Origin of the sequence: Pseudonocardia sp. CA-142604 (assembly GCF_050948475.1) — a bacterium.
Lineage (GTDB): Bacteria > Actinomycetota > Actinomycetes > Mycobacteriales > Pseudonocardiaceae > Pseudonocardia > Pseudonocardia alaniniphila.
In genome coordinates, this window is the sequence record NZ_CP192045.1 from 5,155,678 (window position 1) to 5,174,552 (window position 18,875).

Below are 18,875 nucleotides of genomic sequence, written 5' to 3' on the forward strand. Positions count from 1 at the left end.
GCCGGGCCGGGACCGCCTCAGCGGGCCATCGGCTCCGCGGTGATCAGCGCGTCCTTGGGAGCCCGGCGGGCGCCGAGCCAGCCCAGCAGCACGGCGGCCGCGTCCTCGGCGAACGCCCCGGGCTTGTCGGAGCCGAACCGGTGTGCGGCGCTGGCTCGCAGCCGCGATCCGAGCACCGAGGTCGCGACGGCGGAGACCAGCCCGACCAGCGTGGGCAGCATCGCGTCGGCGCGGTCGCGATGCGCCATCGCCGCCGCGGACGTGGCACCCAGCGCCAGCCGGGACACCAGTCCGGGAGGGGCGAGGCGGCTCGGGGCGCCCGGCAGCTTGTCGGCCACGAGCTCGGCGGCCGCCGCCACGGTGGTGGCCGCGGTGCCGGTGCGTCCGCCCAACCGGGAGGCCACGGCTCCGTGGTCGCCGCGGCCGGAGGTGAGGGCGATCGCGGTGATGCCCGCGGTGCTGCGGGATCCGGTGGCCGCGCCGAGCGCCGCGGCCCGCAGGATCGTCCCGGGGCTGCTGTGGGGCACCGCTTCGCGACCCTCGGCCACCCGCGAGACGGCGACGAGCGTCGCGTGCGTGGTGAACCCGTAGACGAGGTGCGGGACGACGTCGGCGACCCAGTCGGTGACACTCCAGCTGCGGGGATCACTGATGCGCAGCGCCGCGACCGGGCCGTCGGCGGCCACCATGGCCGCGAGGCCCAGGAGGGGCCCGCCGACCGCCGTGGGCATACGCAGCCCCGCGGACCGCAGCACGCCCGCGATGCCACCGAGCGTCACGCCGGTGACGGTGCCGGTGAGTGGTCCGAGTGCGGACAGCCGCCTGGCCTGCTCCCGCCGGTTGCCCGGCAGCTCCAGCCCGGCCGCTTCGGCGAGCGCAGCCACCATCTGCTGTGGCGCGTCGCTCGCCGGCCGACCACGGACGACCATGTCCAGATAGGTGGTGGCGTTGAGGGCCGTCGTCCCGGCGGCACCCGCGGCCGCGCCACGTGCGAGGCCTGCCCAACTCGCGCTCACGACGGCGCCTCGCCCGACGCGGCGGCCAGCGACCCCAGCAGCCGGTCGACGAACTCGACCTGGCCGGGCACGAGCTTGCGCCGAGCCGTATCGGTGTCGAACCACGCGGCGCGGTCGATCTCCGGGAACTCCCGGAGCGCACCGGAGCGTGGTGGCCACTCGAGCTCGAACGTTCCGGGCGTGATGGTGTCGGCGTCGAAGTCGGCCTGCCGCGCGAACACGGTGATGAGCTTCCCCGCGCGCTGCCGGACGGTGCCCAGCTCGACCTGCGGGCCGAGCGGAGGCGGTGATCCCAGCTCCTCGGTGAACTCCCGCTCAGCGGCGGCGCGCGGATCCTCGTCGGGGCCGTGCTCGCCCTTCGGGACGGACCACGCACCGTCGTCCTTGCGAGCCCAGTAGGGGCCACCCATGTGTCCGAGCAGGACCTCGACGCCGTCGGCGGCATCCGGCCGGAACAGCAACAGACCTGCGCTCAGTGTCGCCATCTCAGTGCCATCTCCGTGGCCGTGCCCGTGTCATCTCCGTGCCGCCATCCCTCGCATCCGGGCGCTGTAACAGCGGCCGTCTCAGAACCGATACGCAGCGCAGCATGGCAGACGTGGCGAAGGGAGGAACCCTGACGCGCGACGGTACGGCCGTACGAGGTGCGCGTTACCCCCTGATGGGTCTCTGGCAGCGCTGAACGGACCGACACCGGTAGGCCAGTTGTACCAGGCAAACTGCGCATAACGGGCCAATCGTTATAACTACGCGATTGTCAGGTAACGCCTCCGTAACGCAAGATCGACATGGTGCGTCGGCACGGTATGGACGGGCGGGAAGGAGGGGGCCTCGAGGTGGATGACGAGGACGTTCCGCAGCCGTCGATCGAGCTCACCGGCGCGCGGTTCGGCGGCCGGGCGCGGCGGCGCAAGCCGAAGCGTCGAGGATCCCGCAACCTCTCCGGTGCCGAGGTGGACACCGCCGTGATGGCGGTGATCTCCGGCGAGGAGCCCCTGGACGGGTTCGACCGTGCGCCAGATGCCGGATTCGTCGTGTATTCTTCTGCGCCCGTAGTGCACACCGGTGCGCGCTCCGTGGACGCTCCGCACGACCTCCGTGAGAGCACCCAAACCGACACTGAACTCGAGGAGCGACCGATCAACGGTCCATCGGCCGGTTCTGACCCGGCAGGCGCTGACCCCGCATCCACATACCCCTACTACTCTGCGGAGTCGCCGCTGAGCGGCTTCGGGGCGGAGACGGGAGCGGTCGAGGGCCCCACGTCGTTCGTCCGGCCTTACGTGCTGACGCGCGGCCGCACCCGCTCGCAGTACGAACTCTCGATCGAGACGCTGGTCTCGGCTGTGCCGATGGCCGCCAGTGGTCCCGCGGCTGCCGAGCACGAGGCCGTCATCTCGCTGTGCCAGGAGCCGCGTTCGGTGGCGGAGGTGGCGGCGCTGCTCGGGGTGCCTCTCGGGGTGGCTCGCGTGATCCTCGGCGACCTCGTGGCCGCCGGTGCCGTGGCGGTGCACCGCACAGCAGGTGTCGCCGGTCCCGACCTGGCGCTGATGGAGCGCGTGCTCGCCGGGCTCCGCCGACTCTGACTCGGTCGCCGAGCTTTCCTCAGCCGGCCTGCCCGGCCCCTCGGGGGTCGATGCAGGCCGGCTGTTGCCGTCTCAGGCCTGTGGCTGGTCGGTCTGCTTGCGGCGGCCGCCGCGCTGCATGTTGCCGGTGGTGATACGCCTGCCGGGGTCGACGAGCCGCTTCCACTTGGCCTGCGCGGCCTGCCGGCTGCCGAGCTGGGCCTGGACGGCGTCGGCGACCTGGGCCCACGTCAGCCCGTCCTGGCGCAGCTTCCGGATGAGATCGCGCTCGTAGCGGTCGGCCACTCGGTGCATCTCGTGCACGATCGCGTACCAGGCCGCGGCCGCGTCGCGGGTGAGTGGCCCCTCCTTACTGCGCTGCTTGAGCGTCTCGAGCTCCTCGGTGAGCGAGCGGGCCGTCTGCGTGATGCTCGGCTCTGCGCGTTCGAGCCAGCGGTGCGCCTCCTCGTACTTCATTGGTCAATGATACATTGACGCCAGCAAATCGGCAATGATCGGTTGACCAGGGGAGAAGCCGACATCGCGAGCAGCGAGGAGGAACAGGCAGGCGTCAGTTGCCGCCGAGCGGCTCCACGGCGGTGATCCAGACGACGGGGGAGCCGTCCTCGTCGGACGCCGCCAGGTCGACCTCTGCGGCGATGGCCCAGTCGCGGTCGCCCGCAGGGTCGTCGAGCACCTGCCGGACGAGCCAGCGTTCCGGCTCCTCGGTGATGGTGATCATGAGTGGTCCGCGGGCGTCGGGACCGGTGCCGATGTCGGCGTGCTCGGCGAAGTAGGGATCCAGCGCGGTGCGCCAGGCCTCGGCGGTCCAGCCGGCGTCGGCGTCGAGCTCGCCGAGGAGGTCCCAGCGCCGCAGCGCCGCCAGTTCGACGCGGCGGAACATCGCGTTGCGCACCAGCACCCGGAACGCCCTGGCGTTGCGGGTGACCCCGGCGGGTCCGTCGTCGAGCGACGGGGGAACGGGCTCCTCCCCGGTGCCCTCGCCTGCGGCGAGGGCCTCCCACTCGTCGAGCAGGCTGGAGTCGACCTGGCGGACCAGCTCGCCGAGCCACTCCTCGACGTCGGTGAGCTCCTCGGTCTTCGCCTCGTCCGGCACGGTCTGGCGCAGCGCGCGGTAGGCATCAGCGAGGTAGCGCAGCACGAGACCCTCGGAGCGGGCGAGCTGGTAGTGCGAGACGTACTCGACGAACGTCATCGACCGCTCGAACATGTCGCGGGCGACGGACTTGGGAGACAGGCGCGCGTCCTCCACCCACGGGGCGCCACGGCGGTAGGTCTCCAGGGCCGCGTGGAGGAGCTCGTCGAGGGGTTTCGGGTAGGTGACGTCCTCGAGCAGCGTCATGCGCTCCTCGTACTCGATGCCGTCGGCCTTCATCGCCGCGACGGCCTCGCCGCGGGCCTTGTTCTGCTGGGCGTACAGCACCGCGCGCGGGTCGTCGAGGGTCGCCTCGACCACCGACAGCACGTCCATGGGGTAGCTCGGCGACTCCCGGTCGAGCAGCTCGATCGCGGCCAGCGCGAACGGGGAGAGTGGCTGGTTCAGGGCGAAGTCGAGCTGGAGGTCGCCGACCAGACGCACGCGGCGTCCCTCGGCGTCGGGCTCGGGCAGGTCCTCGACGACGCCCGCGGCCCGCAGCGCCCGGTAGATCGCGATGGCACGCAGGATGTGCTTGCGCTGGCGGGCCCGCGGCTCGTGGTTGTCCTCGAGCAGGTGCCGCATCGCGGCGAAGGCGTCGCCTGGCCGCGAGATCACGTTCAGCAGCATCGCGTGGGTGACGACGAAGTGGCTGGTCAGTGGCTCGGGCTGGGCGTTCTGCAGCTTCTCGAAGCTGGTCTGGGACCAGCCGACGAAGCCTTCGGGTGGCTGCTTGCGCACGATCCGGCGGCGCTTCTTCACGTCGTCGCCCGCGCGGGCGATCAGCCGGGCGTTCTCCACCTCGTGGTCGGGCGCTTCGGCGACCACGGTGCCGACGGTGTCGTACCCGGCGCGTCCGGCCCGGCCGGCGATCTGGTGGAACTCCCGCGCCTTGAGCGGACGGGTGCGCTGCCCGTCGTACTTCGACAGTGCGGTGAAGAGCACTGTGCGGATCGGCACGTTGATTCCGACGCCGAGCGTGTCGGTGCCGCAGATGACCTTCAGCAGCCCGGCCTGCGCGAGTGTCTCCACAAGCCGGCGGTAGCGGGGGAGCATGCCCGCGTGGTGCACCCCGATGCCGTGGCGCACCAGGCGGGAGAGCGTCTTCCCGAACCCGGCGGTGAACCGGAACCGCCCGATGAGGTCGGCGATCGCCTGCTTGTCGTCCTTGGAGGTGACGTTGACGCTCATCAGCGCCTGCGCGCGCTCCACGGCGGAGGCCTGCGTGAAGTGCACGACGTAGACGGGTGCCTCGTGCGTCTGGAGCAGCTCGGTGATCGTCTCGTGCAGCGGGGTGAGGACGTAGCGGAAGTGCAGCGGCACGGGCCGCTCGACGGAGGTGATCACCGCCGTCTCCCGGCCGGTGCGGCGGGTGAGGTCGTCGCGGAAGAACGAGACGTCGCCGAGCGTGGCGCTCATCAGCAGGAACTGCGCCTGCGGCAGCTCGATCAACGGCACCTGCCACGCCCATCCGCGGTCGGGGTCGGCGTAGAAGTGGAACTCGTCCATCACCACCGAGCCCACGTCGGCGTCGCGGCCGCCGCGCAGGGCGATGTTGGCGAGGATCTCCGCGGTGCAGCAGATGATCGGGGCCTTCTCGTTGACCGCGGCGTCGCCGGTGAGCATCCCGACCTTGTCGGCCCCGAACACCTCGATGAGCGCGAAGAACTTCTCGCTGACCAGCGCCTTGATCGGCGCGGTGTAGAACGTGCGCTCCCCGCGGGCCAGCGCCGCGGCGTGCGCTCCCACCGCTACGAGCGACTTCCCGGAGCCGGTGGGAGTGGAGAGGATGACGTTGCTGCCGGTGACCAGCTCCAGCAGCGCCTCCTCCTGCGCCGCGTAGAGCGAGAGGCCCTGCTCCTCGAACGCCCAGTCGGTGAACGCCTCGACGAGCGCGTCGGGGTCGTCTGGCGTCGGGGGGAGCCGGTCGGTGAGCGTCATGATGCCTCGATCGTCCCTCGTCCGGCCGACCGTGTGGTCGCCGGGGCCCGCGAACGTCGGCGGCGCCGGGGGCGTGGATCCGTACGGTAACCGTTAGCGTATGTCCCGTGACAGGGCGGCCCAGATCGGACGATCTGCCCGATCTCGTCCCGCCCATGCAGCCGGCCACGGTGTCGGGGGACCCGCCGTCCGGCCCCGACTGGGTCGTCGAGGTGGCCTGGACGGGCCACCGGTGCATCGCCTACGTGCAGCCGGGCAAGCGGGTCCGGCTGCTCAGCGGGGGCAACAACTCGATGAGCGCCGCCTATCCGGAGCTCACCGAACCGCTGCTGCGCCGCTCGCCCCCCGGCGGCATGGTGCTCGACGGCACGCTCGTCGCGCGGGGGGAGGAGCACGCACCACGGCCCCGCCTGCTCAAGCGGCGCAGCGCCCGCAACCGCCCGTCGGACGAGACGATCCGGCGGATCCCGGTGGACTTCCAGGTGGCCGACCTGCTCTGGCTCGACGGGCACAGCACCACCGACCTGCATTACGCCGATCGGCGCGCGCTGCTCGACGGCCTCGGTTTCGCCAGCCCGCCGGTCTGGACCACATCGCCGCTGCCCGCCACCGAGCTGGACACGATGCTGGCCATCGCCGACCAGAAGGGCGCCGAGGGGCTGCACGCGCGTCACCTGCGGGGCCGGTACCACCCCGGCGGGCGCTCCCGCTTCTGGATCCGCGTGCCGGTCCGGCGCATGCGCCAGGTGTGCGTGGGCGGGTGGACGCCGGCCGACCCCCGGCGTCCGGACTCCGTCGGCACGCTGCTGCTCGGCGTGCCGAGCGGTGCGCCGCCCGAGGTGCCGAGCTCACTGCACTACGTCGGGCGGGTGGGGGTGTCGCTGGAGCAGCGCCGCCAGCTCGCCGCTGCGCTCGTGGCGCGCCGGGTGCCGGTCTCGCCCTTCATCGGGGACGTGCCGGCCGACGCCGCCCGCCACGCGAGCTGGGCGGTGCCCGAGCTGGTGGGGCTCGTGGAGTTCACGGGCTGGATCGGCGGCGACCGGATGCGCCGGCCGCAGTGGCGAGGCCTGCTGGCGCCCGCGGCAGTGCGAGAAACGGCGTGGGCGCGGCCACCGGAGCCGACCCCGGACGCCGCGACGCCGGACCCGCCGCCTGCCCCGAGCAGGCGTGGCTCCGGAGCACCGCCCGTGTCGCAGTCGCACGAGCTCGATCCAGCTCCCGCGCCCCCGCCGCCCGGGGAGAGCAGACGGCTCGAGCAGCACTTCGTCTACAACTCGCTCAACACCATCGCCGCGCTGATCCGCACCGACCCGTCCCGGGCCCGCGAGCTCCTGTTCGGCTTCGCCGACCTGTCCCGTGCCAATGATCGGGAGGGGATGAGCACACTCGGTCAGGAGCTGGACGCGGTGCGCGGCTATCTGCAGCTCGAGCAGGCGAGGTTCGGGGCGCGGCTGCAGGTCGAGATGGACGTCGAGGGCGGGCTCGAACCGGTGCCGGTGACCGCGATGCAGGTGCTCCACGTCGTGCGCAGGGCGGTACAGGAGGAAATTGAACCGCTCCCCAACGGCGGGACACTCACGGTGGTCGCACGCAGGACGCCCCCGGGCTGCGCGATCACCGTCACCGCCGGCGCCGGAACTCCGACGATGTTGCTGCTCACAGGCGTACCCGACCGAGCGGGTGACCAGGGCGTGCGCCCCCGAAGGTGATCATGGGCTTCTGTACCGTTGTTCCATGCTCGGCCTCCCTGATGGCACGCGCGCGTGCCTCTTCGATCTCGACGGTGTCCTGACCGACACCGCCAGCGTGCACGCCGCCGCGTGGAAGCAGATGTTCGACGACTATCTGCGAGCCCGCGCGGAGCGCGACGGCACCCCGTTCCAGCCCTTCGACGTCAAGGCCGACTACGGCCCCTACGTCGACGGAAAGCCGCGGCTGGCAGGCACCGACGCGTTTCTCCGCTCACGCGGGATCGAGCTACCCGAGGGTGGGCCCGGTGACCCGCCTGACGCCGAGACGATCTACGCGCTGGCCACCAAGAAGAACGATCTCGTCCAGGAGAAGATCACGACCGTCGGGGTGACCGTCTACCCCGGGTCGGTCCAGTACCTGCACGCCGTGAAGGACGCGGGCCTGGCCACGGCATGCGTGTCGTCCTCGGCCAACGCCGCCCAGGTGCTCGACGTGGCGGGGCTGAGCTACCTCATCGACCATCGCGTCGACGGCGTCACGGCCCGTGAGCGCGGCCTGCCGGGCAAGCCGGCCCCCGACACGTTCCTCGCCGCGGCCGCCGACCTCGACGTCGACCGGTCGCAGGCCGTGGTGTTCGAGGACGCGCTGGCCGGAGTGGCATCGGGGAAGGCGGGCGGGTTCGCCTTCGTCGTGGGGGTCGACCGCGTGGGGCATGCCGACGCCCTGCGCGCGAACGGAGCGGACACGGTGGTCACCGACCTCGCACAACTGCTGGAGGAGCAGCGATGAGCCCTGACACCGCACGGCCCTTCACCGTGGAGCCATGGGTCGTCCGTGAGTCGAGACTCGATCTCGACACCATCGGCCAGGTCGAATCGGTGTTCGCGCTGTCGAACGGCCACATCGGGTTGCGGGGCAACCTCGACGAGGGGGAGCCCAATGCCTGGCCGGGCACCTACCTCAACTCGTTCTACGAGCGCCGCCCGTTGCCGTACGCCGAGGGTGGCTACGGCTACCCCGAATCCGGCCAGACGATCATCAACGTCACCAACGGCAAGCTGATCCGGCTGCTCGTCGAGGACGAGCCGTTCGACCTGCGCTACGGCGAGCTGCGCCGTCACGAGCGGGTGCTCGACCTGCGGGCCGGCACGCTCACCCGCGAGGTGGAGTGGGCGTCGCCCGCCGGCCGGGTGGTGGCCGTGCGCAGCACACGGATGGTCTCGCTCACGCAGCGGGCCGTCGCCGCGATCTGTTACGAGGTCGAGGTGCTGGACGCGCCGGCGCTACTCGTCGTGCAGTCGGAGCTGGTGGCCAACGAACAGATGCCGGCCCGCAACGACGACGACCCGCGCGTCGAGGCTGCACTGACCGACCCGCTCGTTGCCGAGCAGTACCGCGCCGACGAGGCGGGCGCGATCCTGATCCATCACACACGCCGGTCCGCCCTGCGGGTGGCGGCGGCGATGGACCACGAGGTCCACGGGCCCGACGGCGTGAGCGTCAGCTCGGAGGCCAGCGACGACATCGGGCGCACCACGGTGATCACCCGGCTGCAGCCGGGGCAGAAGCTGCGGATCATCAAGTACCTGGCGTACGGCTGGTCGGCCCGGCGCTCGCAGCCGGCGTTGCACGACCAGGTGCGCGCGGCGCTGGCCGCGGCGCGCTACACGGGCTGGGAGGGCCTGCTGGCGGAGCAGCGCCAGTACCTCGACGACTTCTGGGAGACCGCCGACGTCGAGATCGACGGCGACGCGGAGCTGCAGCAGGCCGTGCGGGTGGCGGTCTTCCACGTGCTACAGGCAGGTGCCCGGGCGGAGCGGCGGGCGATCGGGGCCAAGGGGCTGACCGGCGAGGGCTACGACGGTCACACCTTCTGGGACACCGAGACCTTCTGCCTGCCGGTGCTCTCGCACCTCGCGCCGGAGGCGGCCGCGGACGCGCTGCGGTGGCGGCAGTCGATCCTCCCGATGGCCTACGAGCGCGCCGAGCAGCTGGGGCTCTCCGGAGCGGCGTTCCCCTGGCGGACGATCCGTGGGCACGAGTGCTCGGGCTACTGGCCTGCCGGCACCGCGGCGTTCCACATCAACGCCGACATCGCCGACGCGGTGCGCCGGCACGTCGCCGCCACGGGCGACGTCGACTTCGAGCGTGAGGTCGGGCTGGAGCTGCTGGTGGCCACGGCGCGGTTGTGGCGCTCGCTGGGCCACCACGACTCCGCGGGACAGTTCCGGATCGACGGCGTGACAGGCCCCGACGAGTACACGGCCATCGTCGACAACAACGTCTACACGAACCTCATGGCCCAGCAGAACCTGCGGGTCGCCGCCGACACCGCGGCGCGGCACTCGCGTGCGGCGGGGCGGCTGGGCGTCAACGCCGAGGAGATGGCGAGCTGGCGCGACGCCGCCAAGTCGATGCGCATCCCCTACGACGAGGTGCTGGGCGTCCACCCGCAGTCGGAGGGCTTCACCAACCACCAGGGCTGGGACTTCGAGAACACCCCACCGGAGAAGTACCCGCTGCTGCTGCACGTGCCCTACTTCGACCTGTACCGCAAGCAGGTCTCGAAGCAGGCCGACCTGGTGCTGGCGATCCAGCTGCGACCGGACGCGTTCACCACGGAGCAGATGCAGCGCAACTTCGCCTACTACGAGGCCATCACGGTGCGCGACTCGTCGCTGTCGGCCTGCACCCAGGCCGTCGTCGCGGCGTGGACGGGGCACCTGGACCTGGCATACGACTATCTCGCCGAGGCCGCGCTGGTCGACCTGAACAACCTGGCAGGCAACACCGAGCACGGCGTGCACATCGCGTCGATGGCGGGCACCTGGACGGCGGTCGTCTCCGGGTTCGGCGGGATGCGGCTCGACAACGGCGGCATCGCGTTCGCCCCGCAGCTGCCGCCCGCGCTGTCGCGGATCTCGTTCGGCCTGAAGTGGCAGGGCCGGCAGCTGCGTGTGGAGATCCGCCCCGGCGAGGCCGAGTACCGGCTCGTCAGCGGGCCTCCGATGCGACTGCGCCACCACGGCGAGCCGCTGGCCCTCGCCGACGCCCCGCAGGTGCGGCCGATCGTGCCGTGTGAGCCCGTCGAGCCCGTCGAGCAGCCCTACGGTCGCGCTCCCAACGCCCGCCACCCCGGGAGCTGAGCCTCCGGAGAACCCGCTGAGCTGGTCGTCTCCACCATCGGGCGGACCGCCCGTGGTGGAGGCGTACCGGCTCGGCGGGGTGGGTATGCGAGTCCACTGATGCTCCCCGTGCCCGACGGAAGGACGAATGTGGACCTCGACCGTGCCCGCACGCTGCTCACCACCGAGCTGGCCGAACTCGGCGAACGTGAACGGTTCGCCCAGTCGAGACTGGCGGAGGCGTCGGCCGACATGGTCGGCGACGAAGGCGCCCTCGGCCAGCATCCCGCCGACTACGGCTCCGAGGTGAACAGCACGATGGAGGCCGAGCTCAGCGTCGGCACCATCGCGGAGCAGCGCCGCCGGCTGATCGACGCCGTCGAGCGGATCGACGCGGGAACCTACGGCCGCTGCGCCGTCTGCGACCACCAGATCGACGACGAGCGGCTGGAGGCCCGGCCCGAGGCGGCGACCTGCAGGGAGCACGCGGACACCCCCGTGGTCACCTGACTGGCGCTCCCGCGTGGTTCGGTGGGATATGGGGCCGTCCGGGCGGGTATTGAGCGCAGTGTGAGTGAGGCACCACTCGGGCTGGTCCGCGTCGATCCCGAGACGCCCGGCATGAGCCGACGCCGCCGTGGGCGCGGATGGAGCTACTACGACGCCGCCGGTAGCCCGATCGCCGACCCCGCGGAGATCGCCCGGCTCAAGGCCTTGGTCATCCCGCCCGCCTGGCAGGACGTGTGGATCTCCTCGGACCCGGATGGGCACATCCAGGCGGTCGGCGTCGATGCGGCGGGCCGGCGCCAGTACCGCTACCACGAGGAATGGCGGCGCCTGCGGGACCAGGAGAAGTACGACCGGGTCCTCTGCCTGGGGAGACGGTTGCCCGACGTGCGGGTCGAGCTGCTGGACCGGCTGGCGGGGAAGGGCCTCGGCCGGGACCGCGTGCTGGCCGCCGGCGTGCGGATGCTCGACATCGGGGTCTTCCGGTCGGGTGGCGAGGAGTACGCCCCCGGGGACGACGACGAGGACGGCACGTTCGGACTGGCGACGCTGCGCCGCGAGCACGTCCAGCTCAAGCGCGGCGCCGTCCTGTTCTCCTACCCGGCCAAGGGCGGGATCCCGCGCACCATCGCGCTTCGGGACCCACTGCTGCACAAGGTCGTCAACTCGTTGCTGCGCCGCCGCGGCGGCGGGGAGGACCTGCTCGTCTACCGCGTGGGCCGGGGCTGGCACGACGTGCGGGCCGAGGACCTGAACGCGGCGGTGAAGGAGCTGATGGGGGAGCAGCACACCTGCAAGGACCTACGCACCTGGAACGCCACGGTGCTGGCCGCCGTCACGCTGGCGGCGGGTGTGGCACAGGGCGGCGTCCCGGAGAAGGAGCGGGCGCGGGGGCGCGTGGTGAACCGGGCGATCAAGGAGGTGGCGGAGCACCTCGGCAACACCCCGACGGTGGCCTGCAGCTCCTACGTCGACCCGCGGGTGCTCGAGCGTTTCGAGGACGGCCGAACGGTGCTGCCGGCGCTGCGCCGGATGAACGGCTCCTCGCCGGTCCCCGACCTGACCGACGACGCGATCCGGGCGGCGATCGAGCGGGCCGTGGTGCGCCTGATCGACTCCTGACGCCCACGTCCGCGCCGCGGGGTCAGCTCTCCTTCTTCAGCGCACCCGGCTTGTGCACGGCGGAGCCGCCGCTCTTCTCGCTCCGGACCTTGTACTGAGGATCGTCGCGCGAAGCCCGGACGGTGCGTCCGGCGGCCTCCGTGTCCTCGGTGACGGAGATCCTCTCGCTCTCCGAGGGCGAGATCCAGGCGATGAACCACGACATCGAGCCCGCTGACACCGTCACCGTGGACAAAGCGGTGAGGACGGCATCCGCAGCGGACTACGACGCTCTCATCCTGCCCGGCGGCACGGTCAACGCCGACCGCTTGCGGATGGATCCTGACGTCGTCGGCTTCGTGCAGGAGATCTTCCGTGCCGGGAAGCCGGTTGGGGTGATCTGCCACGGCCCGTGGACGCTGGTCGAGGCCGACCTCGTGCGCGGCCGGACGCTGACGTCCTACCCGAGCCTGCGCACCGACATCCGCAACGCCGGAGGCACCGTGGTCGACGAGGAGGTCGTCACCGACCACGGTCTGGTGTCGAGCCGCAACCCGGGCGACCTGCAGGCGTTCTGCGCGACGATCGTCGAGGAGTTCGCGGAGGGAGCACGCCAGGTGCAGGCGAGCGGAACGACGGCAGGCTGACCGGGCATTCGGCGGGTCCAGGAAGGCTCTCGACGGACGACTCGCGCCCTGTGGCCCGGGTACCCTCGCAGCATGAAGGGCCCGGACCGCGGTATGCCGGAAGCCGGGCAGGAGCGCCCCGGCGAGGGCCCCTTGCAGCGGGCCGACCGCAACATGATCGAGCTGCTGCAAGAGCTGCGGGTGGCGCAGACAGGCGTGCAGATCCTCTTCGCGTTCCTGCTGTCGCTGTCGTTCACGGACCGGTTCACGAGGCTCGACGAGATGCAGCGGTGGACCTACATCGTCACCTTGCTGCTGTCGGTCATCACCGCTGGACTGCTGGTCGCGCCTGCCGCCGCCCACCGCATGACGTTCCGCCGCGGGGTGAAGCAGCAGACGGTGCAGCTCGGACACAAGCTCTTCACTGCCGGACTGGCGACGCTGGCGCTCACACTCACGGGGTCGGTGCTGCTCGTGCTCGACGTGGCGACCACCGACGAGATCGCGGTACCGGTCGCGAGCGCGGTCGGGGTGATCCTGCTCGGGTTGTGGTTCGTGCTCCCGCTGCGTCTCCTGCGGCGGCCTCGCAACGGTGGCACCGTGGCCAGCGGCCGGCCGGACGAGGAACGCACCCCGGCGCGAACCTAGGCGCCGGTCCGGCTACGCGTCGTCCTCGGTGATCCGCCTGCGCATCTGCGCCAGCGTCTGGGACAGTAGCCGCGACACGTGCATCTGCGAGATCCCGACGCGGTCGGCGATCTGCGTCTGCGTGAGGTTGCCGAAGAAGCGCAGCAGCAGGATCGTCCGTTCCCGTTCGGGGAGCTCTTCGAGGAGCGGGGCGAGGGCCTCCCGGTACTCCACTTTCTCGAGTTCCGTGTCGGCGCTGCCGAGCGTGTCGGTCAACGTGGTGTCGGCGCCCGCCACGAGCTCGTCCAGCGAGGTGCTGCGGTAGGCCTGCTGGGCGTCCAGGCCCTCGACGACCTCCGCGGGCGGGATGCCGATACGCATCGCGATCTCGCTGGGCCGCGGAGCCCGGCCCAGTTCCTGGGACAGGGGGCCGATGGCCGAGTTGATGGCGCTCTGCAGGTCCTTGAGGCGCCGCGGCACCCGCATCGACCAGGTGCGGTCGCGGAAGTGCCGCCGGATCTCGCCGGTGATGGTGGGTACGGCGTAGGAGAGGAAGTCGACGCCGCGGTTCGGCTCGAACCGATCCACCGCGTTCAGCAGGCCGACGGTGCCGGCCTGCTCGAGGTCGTCGACCGGCTCGCCGCGCCCGGCGAAGCGCCGGGCGATGTGCTGCGCCACCGGCAGGTAACCTGTCACGAGCTTCTGGCGCAGCCCGGCTCGGCCAGGATCGTCCGGCGGCAGGGACGCGAACTCGGCGAACAACGGCGCCAAGTGGGCGTAGTCGGATTCGCGGGAGGAGTCAGACACGGCGCACCGGGCACCTGGGGCAGGGATCGGGTCGCACCGTGTGAGCTACCCGCGAGCAGTCGGGAGAAAACGCTCGCGCTGGTACGTTCGTAAGCTGCCATTCCGTCCGTCCGCTTCGCGAAGGTGAATTGCCGGTGTCGAACAGCACGTCCCACGCTCGCAGCGGCAGCGACACTCCGGCGGGTGACACACCGACGGGGGACCCCCGTACCAGCGACAGCTCCTCCGCCGACGTTCTCCGCAACGGCGACGACGGAATCGAGTACGAGCGCCGCTACGTCGGAATGCTCTACGAGCGGCTCGACGCCCGTCGTGCCGACACGGCGCGGCGGCTCGAGTCCGTGCTGCACGACGAGACGGTGGGCACCCCGCAGGCACTCACCGAACGGGACGCCGCCGCGGCGATGTACACCGACCGTCTCGCGGCGCTGCGTGCCGCGGAGCACGGGCTCGCGTTCGGCCGCCTCGACACCGAGGAGGGCGAGCGCCGCTACGTCGGGCGCCTCGGGCTGCTCGACGAGGAGAACGAGTACGAACCGCTGCTGATGGACTGGCGCGCGCCTGCGGCGCGCCCGTTCTACACCGCCACGGCGGCTTCGCCCGAGGGCATCCGGCGCCGCCGCCACCTGCGCACCCGCCGCCGCGAGGTCACCGCCGTCGACGACGAGGTGCTGGACCTGGACGACGCCACGGCCGCGTCGCAGGCCGGTGGCCTGACCAGTGAGGCCGCGCTGCTCGCCGCGGTCGGAGCCCGTCGTACCGGGCGCATGGGCGACATCGTCGCCACGATCCAGTCGGAGCAGGACGCGATCATCCGGTCGAAGCCCAGCGGTGTTCTCGTGGTGCAGGGCGGCCCGGGCACGGGCAAGACGGCGGTGGCGCTGCACCGCGCCGCCTACCTGCTCTACACACACCGCGACCGGCTGGCCCGCCGCGGCGTGCTGGTGGTCGGCCCCAACCCCACCTTCCTGAGCTACATCGGGCAGGTCCTTCCGTCGCTGGGTGAGACCGCGGTGGTGCTCGGCACCGTCGGGCAGCTGCATCCCGGCCTCGATGCCCGGCGTGCGGAGTCGCCGCTCACGGCCGCGGTCAAGGGCCGCGCCGAGATGGCGGCCGTGATCTCCGCAGCCGTCCGCGACCGTCAGCAGGTGCCCCGCCATCCCATCGAGCTCGTCGTGGAGCAGCAGCGGGTGCGGCTCGACCGGGACATCGCCAACGCTGCGCGCACGCGCGCCCGGCGCTCGCGGCGCCCCCACAACGAGGCGAAGCGGATCTTCCACAAGGAGGCCGTGCGGCTGCTGGCCGACCAGGTGGCGCGCACGCTCGGCGGCCGCGGGCTGCTCGATTCCGGCGACCTGTCCGACATCCGGGAAGAGCTCACCGAGAGCAGAGAGCTCACCCGCGAGCTCGATGCGCTGTGGCCGACGCTCTCGGCCGAGCAGCTGCTCACCGACCTGTTCTCCTCGTCGAAGCGGCTCAACATGGTGGCCCGGCGGCTCCCTGCCGCCGACCGGGAGCTCCTGCTGCGCGACGCCCCCGGCGACGACATCCCGGCGAACCTGCGGTGGACGCCCGCCGATGTCCCGCTGCTGGACGAGGCCGCCGAGCTGCTCGGCGACGACGGCGCCGAGGCGGCGGCACGGGAGGCCGCCGCGCTGCGTGAAGAGGTGCTGTACGCCCAGGGCGTGCTCGACGTGCTCGACCTGGAGGAGGACCTCGACCCCGAGTTGCTGCGCGCCACCGACGTCGTCGACGCCGACCGGCTGGCCGAGCGTCAGGCCGTGCGCCGCTACGACTCCACCGCCGACCGGGCCGCGGCCGACCGCGAGTGGACCTACGGCCACGTGATCGTGGACGAGGCGCAGGAGCTCTCGCCGATGGCCTGGCGGCTGGTCATGCGCCGCTGCCCCACCCGCTCGATGACCATCGTGGGAGACATCGCGCAGACCGGCGACCTGTCGGGCGCGGCGTCCTGGGGCGAGGTGCTCTCGCCGTTCGTGGCCGCCCGGTGGCGGCTCGAACAGCTCACCGTCAACTACCGCACACCGTCGGAGATCGCGGACGTCGCCGACGACGTGCTCGCCGCGATCGAGCCGGGGCTCGCCGCGCCGCGCTCGGTGCGCAGCACGGGTGTCCCCCCGCGCGCGGTGCGCGTCGACCTCGTCCCGGGCCCCGACGGCGTCCGCACGGCCACGGCGCTGGAGGACACCGTCGCGAAGGTGCTGGCCGAGGAGACCGGGTCCGTGGGTGACGGCCGCACCGCGGTGCTCGCCCCGGCCGGTCGGGTCGCCTCGCTGCGGGAGCGCCTGCTGGGAACGAACGACACCGAAGCCGACGTTGCCGGCACCGAGCTGGACGTCGACCTCACTGCGCCCGTGGTGGTGCTCCCGGTCACCGCGGCGAAGGGCCTCGAGTTCGACGCCGTCGTGGTGGTGGAACCGGCCGAGCTCCTGGCCGAGTCGGTGCGCGGTGCGAACGACCTCTACGTGGCCCTCACCCGCTCCACCCAGCGGCTGGCGGTCGTGCACGCGGAGCCGCTACCGGCGATGCTGCACCGGTTGCACCACGCCTGAACTGCTAGAGGGGAGTCACGTACGCACCCGAGATGCCGCCGTCGACCAGGAACGTCGAGGCCGTGATGAAGGAGGCGTCGTCGCTGGCGAGGAACGCCACGGCGCCGGCGATCTCCTCGGGCCGGGCGAAGCGGCCCATCGGGATGTGCACCAGCCGGCGCTGCGCGCGCTCGGGGTCGGCGGCGAAGAGCTCCTGCAGCAGCGGGGTGTCCACCGGGCCGGGGCAGAGCGCGTTGACCCGGATCCCCTCCCGGGCGAACTGCACGCCCAGCTCGCGCGACATGGCGAGCACCCCACCCTTGGACGCGGTGTAGGAGATCTGCGACGTGGCCGCTCCCAGCACCGCCACGAACGACGCCGTGTTGATGATCGACCCGCGTCCGGCCCGCTGCATGTGCGGGATCGCGGCCCGGCAGCACAGGTAGACGGAGGTCAGGTTGACCTCCTGGACGCGTTGCCACGCCTCGAGGCCCGTGGTGAGGATCGAGTCGTCCTCCGGTGGGGAGATGCCGGCGTTGTTGAAGGCGACGTCCACGCTGCCGTAGTGCTCCGCCGCCGCTGCGAACAGCGCCTGCACCTGTTCCTCGGAGGTGACGTCGGTGCGCACGAACAGGCCGTTGACCTCGTCGGCGACCGCCTGCCCCTGGCCCGTGTCGATGTCGGCGACGACGACGTTCGCACCCTCCTGCGCCAGTCTGCGGGCCGTCGCCAGCCCGATACCGCTGCCACCGCCCGTGACGACCGCCGTGCGTCCCGCGAACCGCTCGATCATGAGACCGGACACTAGCCCGGCGCTGTCACGTCCTTGTGATCACGAGCGCCGTGGAGTGGACTCGCGACCTGTCGTCCTACGCCTGGGGTGGAGCCTGCAGAGATTCGATGTGTCGCTTCAAGTTCGCGACGTTGGCCGGCATTTCCTTCTGCGCTTGGCGGCGGACGAGGAGCGGGACGAGGATCTTGCCGATGCCGTGCCCCTCGAAGTCGACTGTGATTCTCAGCCGGGAGCTGGTCTCCGTCAGTGGATCCACCTCGAGATCGACGGTGGCACGGATGGGTCCGTCGATGCCACGCACGCCCCACGTCCTCGGTGGGTCGATGTGGGTCAGTTCGGAAGTGACGGCCCGGTTGGCTCCGCCGATGCGCCGGGTGGTCAAACACCTGGTGCCCGTTTGGGGAGGGCCGGGGTGGTCCATGCGGGCGTCGATGACGCCTGCCTGCCACTCCCTGAACCGAGTCGGGTCGGTGGCGTAGGCGAAAACCTCGGCGGCGGGACGGTCCACGTCCGCCGTGGTGGTGATCGGCGACATTCAGCTCTCCGACTCGAACAGAGCGGCGTATCGGGCCAGGTACAGCGGCCATCCCTGGTCTGCGTCGACACCTTCACCGACTGACTGCCATCCGGGACCGTGTCGGTCGAGGTGGCGGTGCTCCAGCTCGACGCGGGTGCGGTTCGGACCCTCGGGGACGAACCGGACCTCGACCTCGCTGGTCAGTTCCGGGTCGGACTCGACCCGCCACTGCGGGCCGATGTCCCAGCTGAACACCACGCGGTTCGGCGGCTGGTAGTCCAGGATCCGCGCCCAGCGGCACTCACTGCCGTCGATCGCACGGTCGTAGATGTGCCCACCGACGCGCGGCTCGAACACCGTCTCGGAGATCGGGGCTGCGAGCAGGTTGTGCTCTGGCGGCTTGAAGTCACCGAACCGTTCGGTGAACGCCGTGAAGGCCTGCCTGATCCCCGCGTTGACCACGACCTGCTTGCGGACAACAGCGGCCTCGGTTCGAGTCATGAGCTCTCCTCTGTCGCTTGTTGGGCAACATCCACGTAGCTGGCCAGAGCTCTCTGCCAGAAGGTGTCGAGCTGATCTCGCAACGCGGCCACTGCCGTCGGATTGAGTCGGTAGATCCGTCGTGTGCCGACCGCGCGCTCGCTGACCAGGCCGGCGTCCTTGAGGATTTTCAGGTGTTGGGAGACCGCGGACCTGGTGACCGGCAGCTCGGCCGCGAGCTGCCCCACCGCCTGCGGCCCCTCAGCGAGGCGGCTCACGATGGCGCGCCGCGTGCCGTCCGCCAGCGCGCTCCACCCATCAACTACTCGGTCAGGATCCACTAACGGTTAGCGTTCTCTAATGGAGCTGC

The 18,875-nt window shown here is 71.5% G+C and carries 19 protein-coding genes; 9 read left to right on the top strand and 10 right to left on the bottom strand.

What is annotated here, in order from left to right; translation table 11 throughout:
* Window positions 1-17: 17 nt before the first annotated feature.
* Both ACQPZQ_RS23290 and ACQPZQ_RS23295 read right to left on the bottom strand, forming a co-directional pair.
* Entirely contained in the window at window positions 18-1,016 is a 999-nt protein-coding gene (locus ACQPZQ_RS23290; RefSeq protein ID WP_433283979.1) for a hypothetical protein, read from the bottom strand.
* Entirely contained in the window at window positions 1,013-1,501 is a 489-nt protein-coding gene (locus ACQPZQ_RS23295) for an NUDIX domain-containing protein (protein WP_433283981.1), read from the bottom strand. The genes ACQPZQ_RS23290 and ACQPZQ_RS23295 overlap by 4 nt, the downstream gene beginning before the upstream one ends.
* Before the next feature lie 351 nt (window positions 1,502-1,852).
* Between ACQPZQ_RS23295 and ACQPZQ_RS23300 the strand changes: the two genes are divergently transcribed.
* Window positions 1,853-2,602: a DUF742 domain-containing protein gene (locus tag ACQPZQ_RS23300; RefSeq protein ID WP_433283983.1), complete on the top strand. Its 750-nt coding sequence runs from the start codon at window positions 1,853-1,855 to the stop codon at window positions 2,600-2,602.
* A 72-nt stretch (window positions 2,603-2,674) separates the two neighbouring features.
* On the opposite strand, the gene ACQPZQ_RS23305 is transcribed toward ACQPZQ_RS23300, so the two are convergent.
* Both ACQPZQ_RS23305 and ACQPZQ_RS23310 read right to left on the bottom strand, forming a co-directional pair.
* A complete protein-coding gene (locus tag ACQPZQ_RS23305; protein WP_241035617.1) occupies window positions 2,675-3,058 on the bottom strand; it encodes a hypothetical protein in 384 nt (127 codons plus the stop codon).
* 94 nt (window positions 3,059-3,152) lie between these two features.
* Window positions 3,153-5,678: a DEAD/DEAH box helicase gene (locus ACQPZQ_RS23310; RefSeq protein WP_433283984.1), complete on the bottom strand. Its 2,526-nt coding sequence runs from the start codon at window positions 5,676-5,678 to the stop codon at window positions 3,153-3,155.
* Window positions 5,679-5,785: 107 nt separating this feature from the next.
* Here ACQPZQ_RS23310 and ACQPZQ_RS23315 point away from each other — a divergent pair, with 107 nt between their 5' ends.
* From ACQPZQ_RS23315 to ACQPZQ_RS23335, 5 genes are all read left to right on the top strand, one after another.
* Window positions 5,786-7,387 carry a histidine kinase gene (locus ACQPZQ_RS23315; protein WP_433283986.1) on the top strand — a complete coding sequence of 534 codons (1,602 nt, stop codon included), beginning with the start codon at window positions 5,786-5,788 and terminating at the stop codon, window positions 7,385-7,387.
* A gap of 25 nt (window positions 7,388-7,412) precedes the next feature.
* Window positions 7,413-8,159 carry a beta-phosphoglucomutase family hydrolase gene (locus tag ACQPZQ_RS23320; protein WP_433283988.1) on the top strand — a complete coding sequence of 249 codons (747 nt, stop codon included), beginning with the start codon at window positions 7,413-7,415 and terminating at the stop codon, window positions 8,157-8,159.
* Window positions 8,156-10,516 carry a glycoside hydrolase family 65 protein gene (locus ACQPZQ_RS23325; RefSeq protein WP_433283990.1) on the top strand — a complete coding sequence of 787 codons (2,361 nt, stop codon included), beginning with the start codon at window positions 8,156-8,158 and terminating at the stop codon, window positions 10,514-10,516. The genes ACQPZQ_RS23320 and ACQPZQ_RS23325 overlap by 4 nt, the downstream gene beginning before the upstream one ends.
* 129 nt (window positions 10,517-10,645) lie before the next feature.
* On the top strand, window positions 10,646-11,005 hold the full coding sequence (locus tag ACQPZQ_RS23330; protein WP_433283991.1) for a TraR/DksA family transcriptional regulator: 360 nt from the start codon (window positions 10,646-10,648) through the stop codon (window positions 11,003-11,005).
* Between the two features lie 60 nt (window positions 11,006-11,065).
* Window positions 11,066-12,124 (top strand): DNA topoisomerase IB, encoded by a 1,059-nt coding sequence (locus ACQPZQ_RS23335; protein WP_433283992.1) that lies wholly within the window; start codon window positions 11,066-11,068, stop codon window positions 12,122-12,124.
* Between the two features lie 22 nt (window positions 12,125-12,146).
* Here the strand turns inward: ACQPZQ_RS23335 and ACQPZQ_RS23340 are convergent, their stop codons facing one another.
* Window positions 12,147-12,329, bottom strand: a complete 183-nt coding sequence (locus tag ACQPZQ_RS23340) for a DUF2945 domain-containing protein (RefSeq protein WP_433283994.1) — start codon at window positions 12,327-12,329, stop codon at window positions 12,147-12,149.
* Here ACQPZQ_RS23340 and ACQPZQ_RS23345 point away from each other — a divergent pair.
* Complete coding sequence (locus ACQPZQ_RS23345; RefSeq protein WP_433283995.1) at window positions 12,274-12,750, top strand: type 1 glutamine amidotransferase domain-containing protein; 477 nt, start codon at window positions 12,274-12,276, stop codon at window positions 12,748-12,750. The two genes, ACQPZQ_RS23340 and ACQPZQ_RS23345, sit on opposite strands and share 56 nt — an antisense overlap.
* Window positions 12,751-12,822: 72 nt before the next feature.
* Window positions 12,823-13,377: a DUF6328 family protein gene (locus ACQPZQ_RS23350; protein WP_433283997.1), complete on the top strand. Its 555-nt coding sequence runs from the start codon at window positions 12,823-12,825 to the stop codon at window positions 13,375-13,377.
* A 12-nt stretch (window positions 13,378-13,389) separates the two neighbouring features.
* Here the strand turns inward: ACQPZQ_RS23350 and ACQPZQ_RS23355 are convergent, their stop codons facing one another.
* A complete protein-coding gene (locus ACQPZQ_RS23355; protein WP_433283999.1) occupies window positions 13,390-14,163 on the bottom strand; it encodes an RNA polymerase sigma factor SigF in 774 nt (257 codons plus the stop codon).
* A 257-nt stretch (window positions 14,164-14,420) separates the two neighbouring features.
* Here ACQPZQ_RS23355 and ACQPZQ_RS23360 point away from each other — a divergent pair, with 257 nt between their 5' ends.
* A complete protein-coding gene (locus ACQPZQ_RS23360) occupies window positions 14,421-16,736 on the top strand; it encodes a HelD family protein (protein WP_433299319.1) in 2,316 nt (771 codons plus the stop codon).
* A 4-nt stretch (window positions 16,737-16,740) separates the two neighbouring features.
* Here ACQPZQ_RS23360 and ACQPZQ_RS23365 read toward each other — a convergent pair whose 3' ends face one another.
* The 4 genes from ACQPZQ_RS23365 to ACQPZQ_RS23380 form a co-directional block, all read right to left on the bottom strand.
* Window positions 16,741-17,508, bottom strand: coding sequence for a 3-oxoacyl-ACP reductase (locus ACQPZQ_RS23365; protein ID WP_241035629.1), 768 nt, complete (start codon window positions 17,506-17,508; stop codon window positions 16,741-16,743).
* 76 nt (window positions 17,509-17,584) lie between these two features.
* Window positions 17,585-18,043: an SRPBCC family protein gene (locus ACQPZQ_RS23370; RefSeq protein WP_433284001.1), complete on the bottom strand. Its 459-nt coding sequence runs from the start codon at window positions 18,041-18,043 to the stop codon at window positions 17,585-17,587.
* Window positions 18,044-18,526: an SRPBCC family protein gene (locus ACQPZQ_RS23375; RefSeq protein ID WP_433284002.1), complete on the bottom strand. Its 483-nt coding sequence runs from the start codon at window positions 18,524-18,526 to the stop codon at window positions 18,044-18,046.
* Entirely contained in the window at window positions 18,523-18,846 is a 324-nt protein-coding gene (locus ACQPZQ_RS23380; protein WP_433284004.1) for an ArsR/SmtB family transcription factor, read from the bottom strand. The genes ACQPZQ_RS23375 and ACQPZQ_RS23380 overlap by 4 nt, the downstream gene beginning before the upstream one ends.
* Window positions 18,847-18,875: the final 29 nt, after the last annotated feature.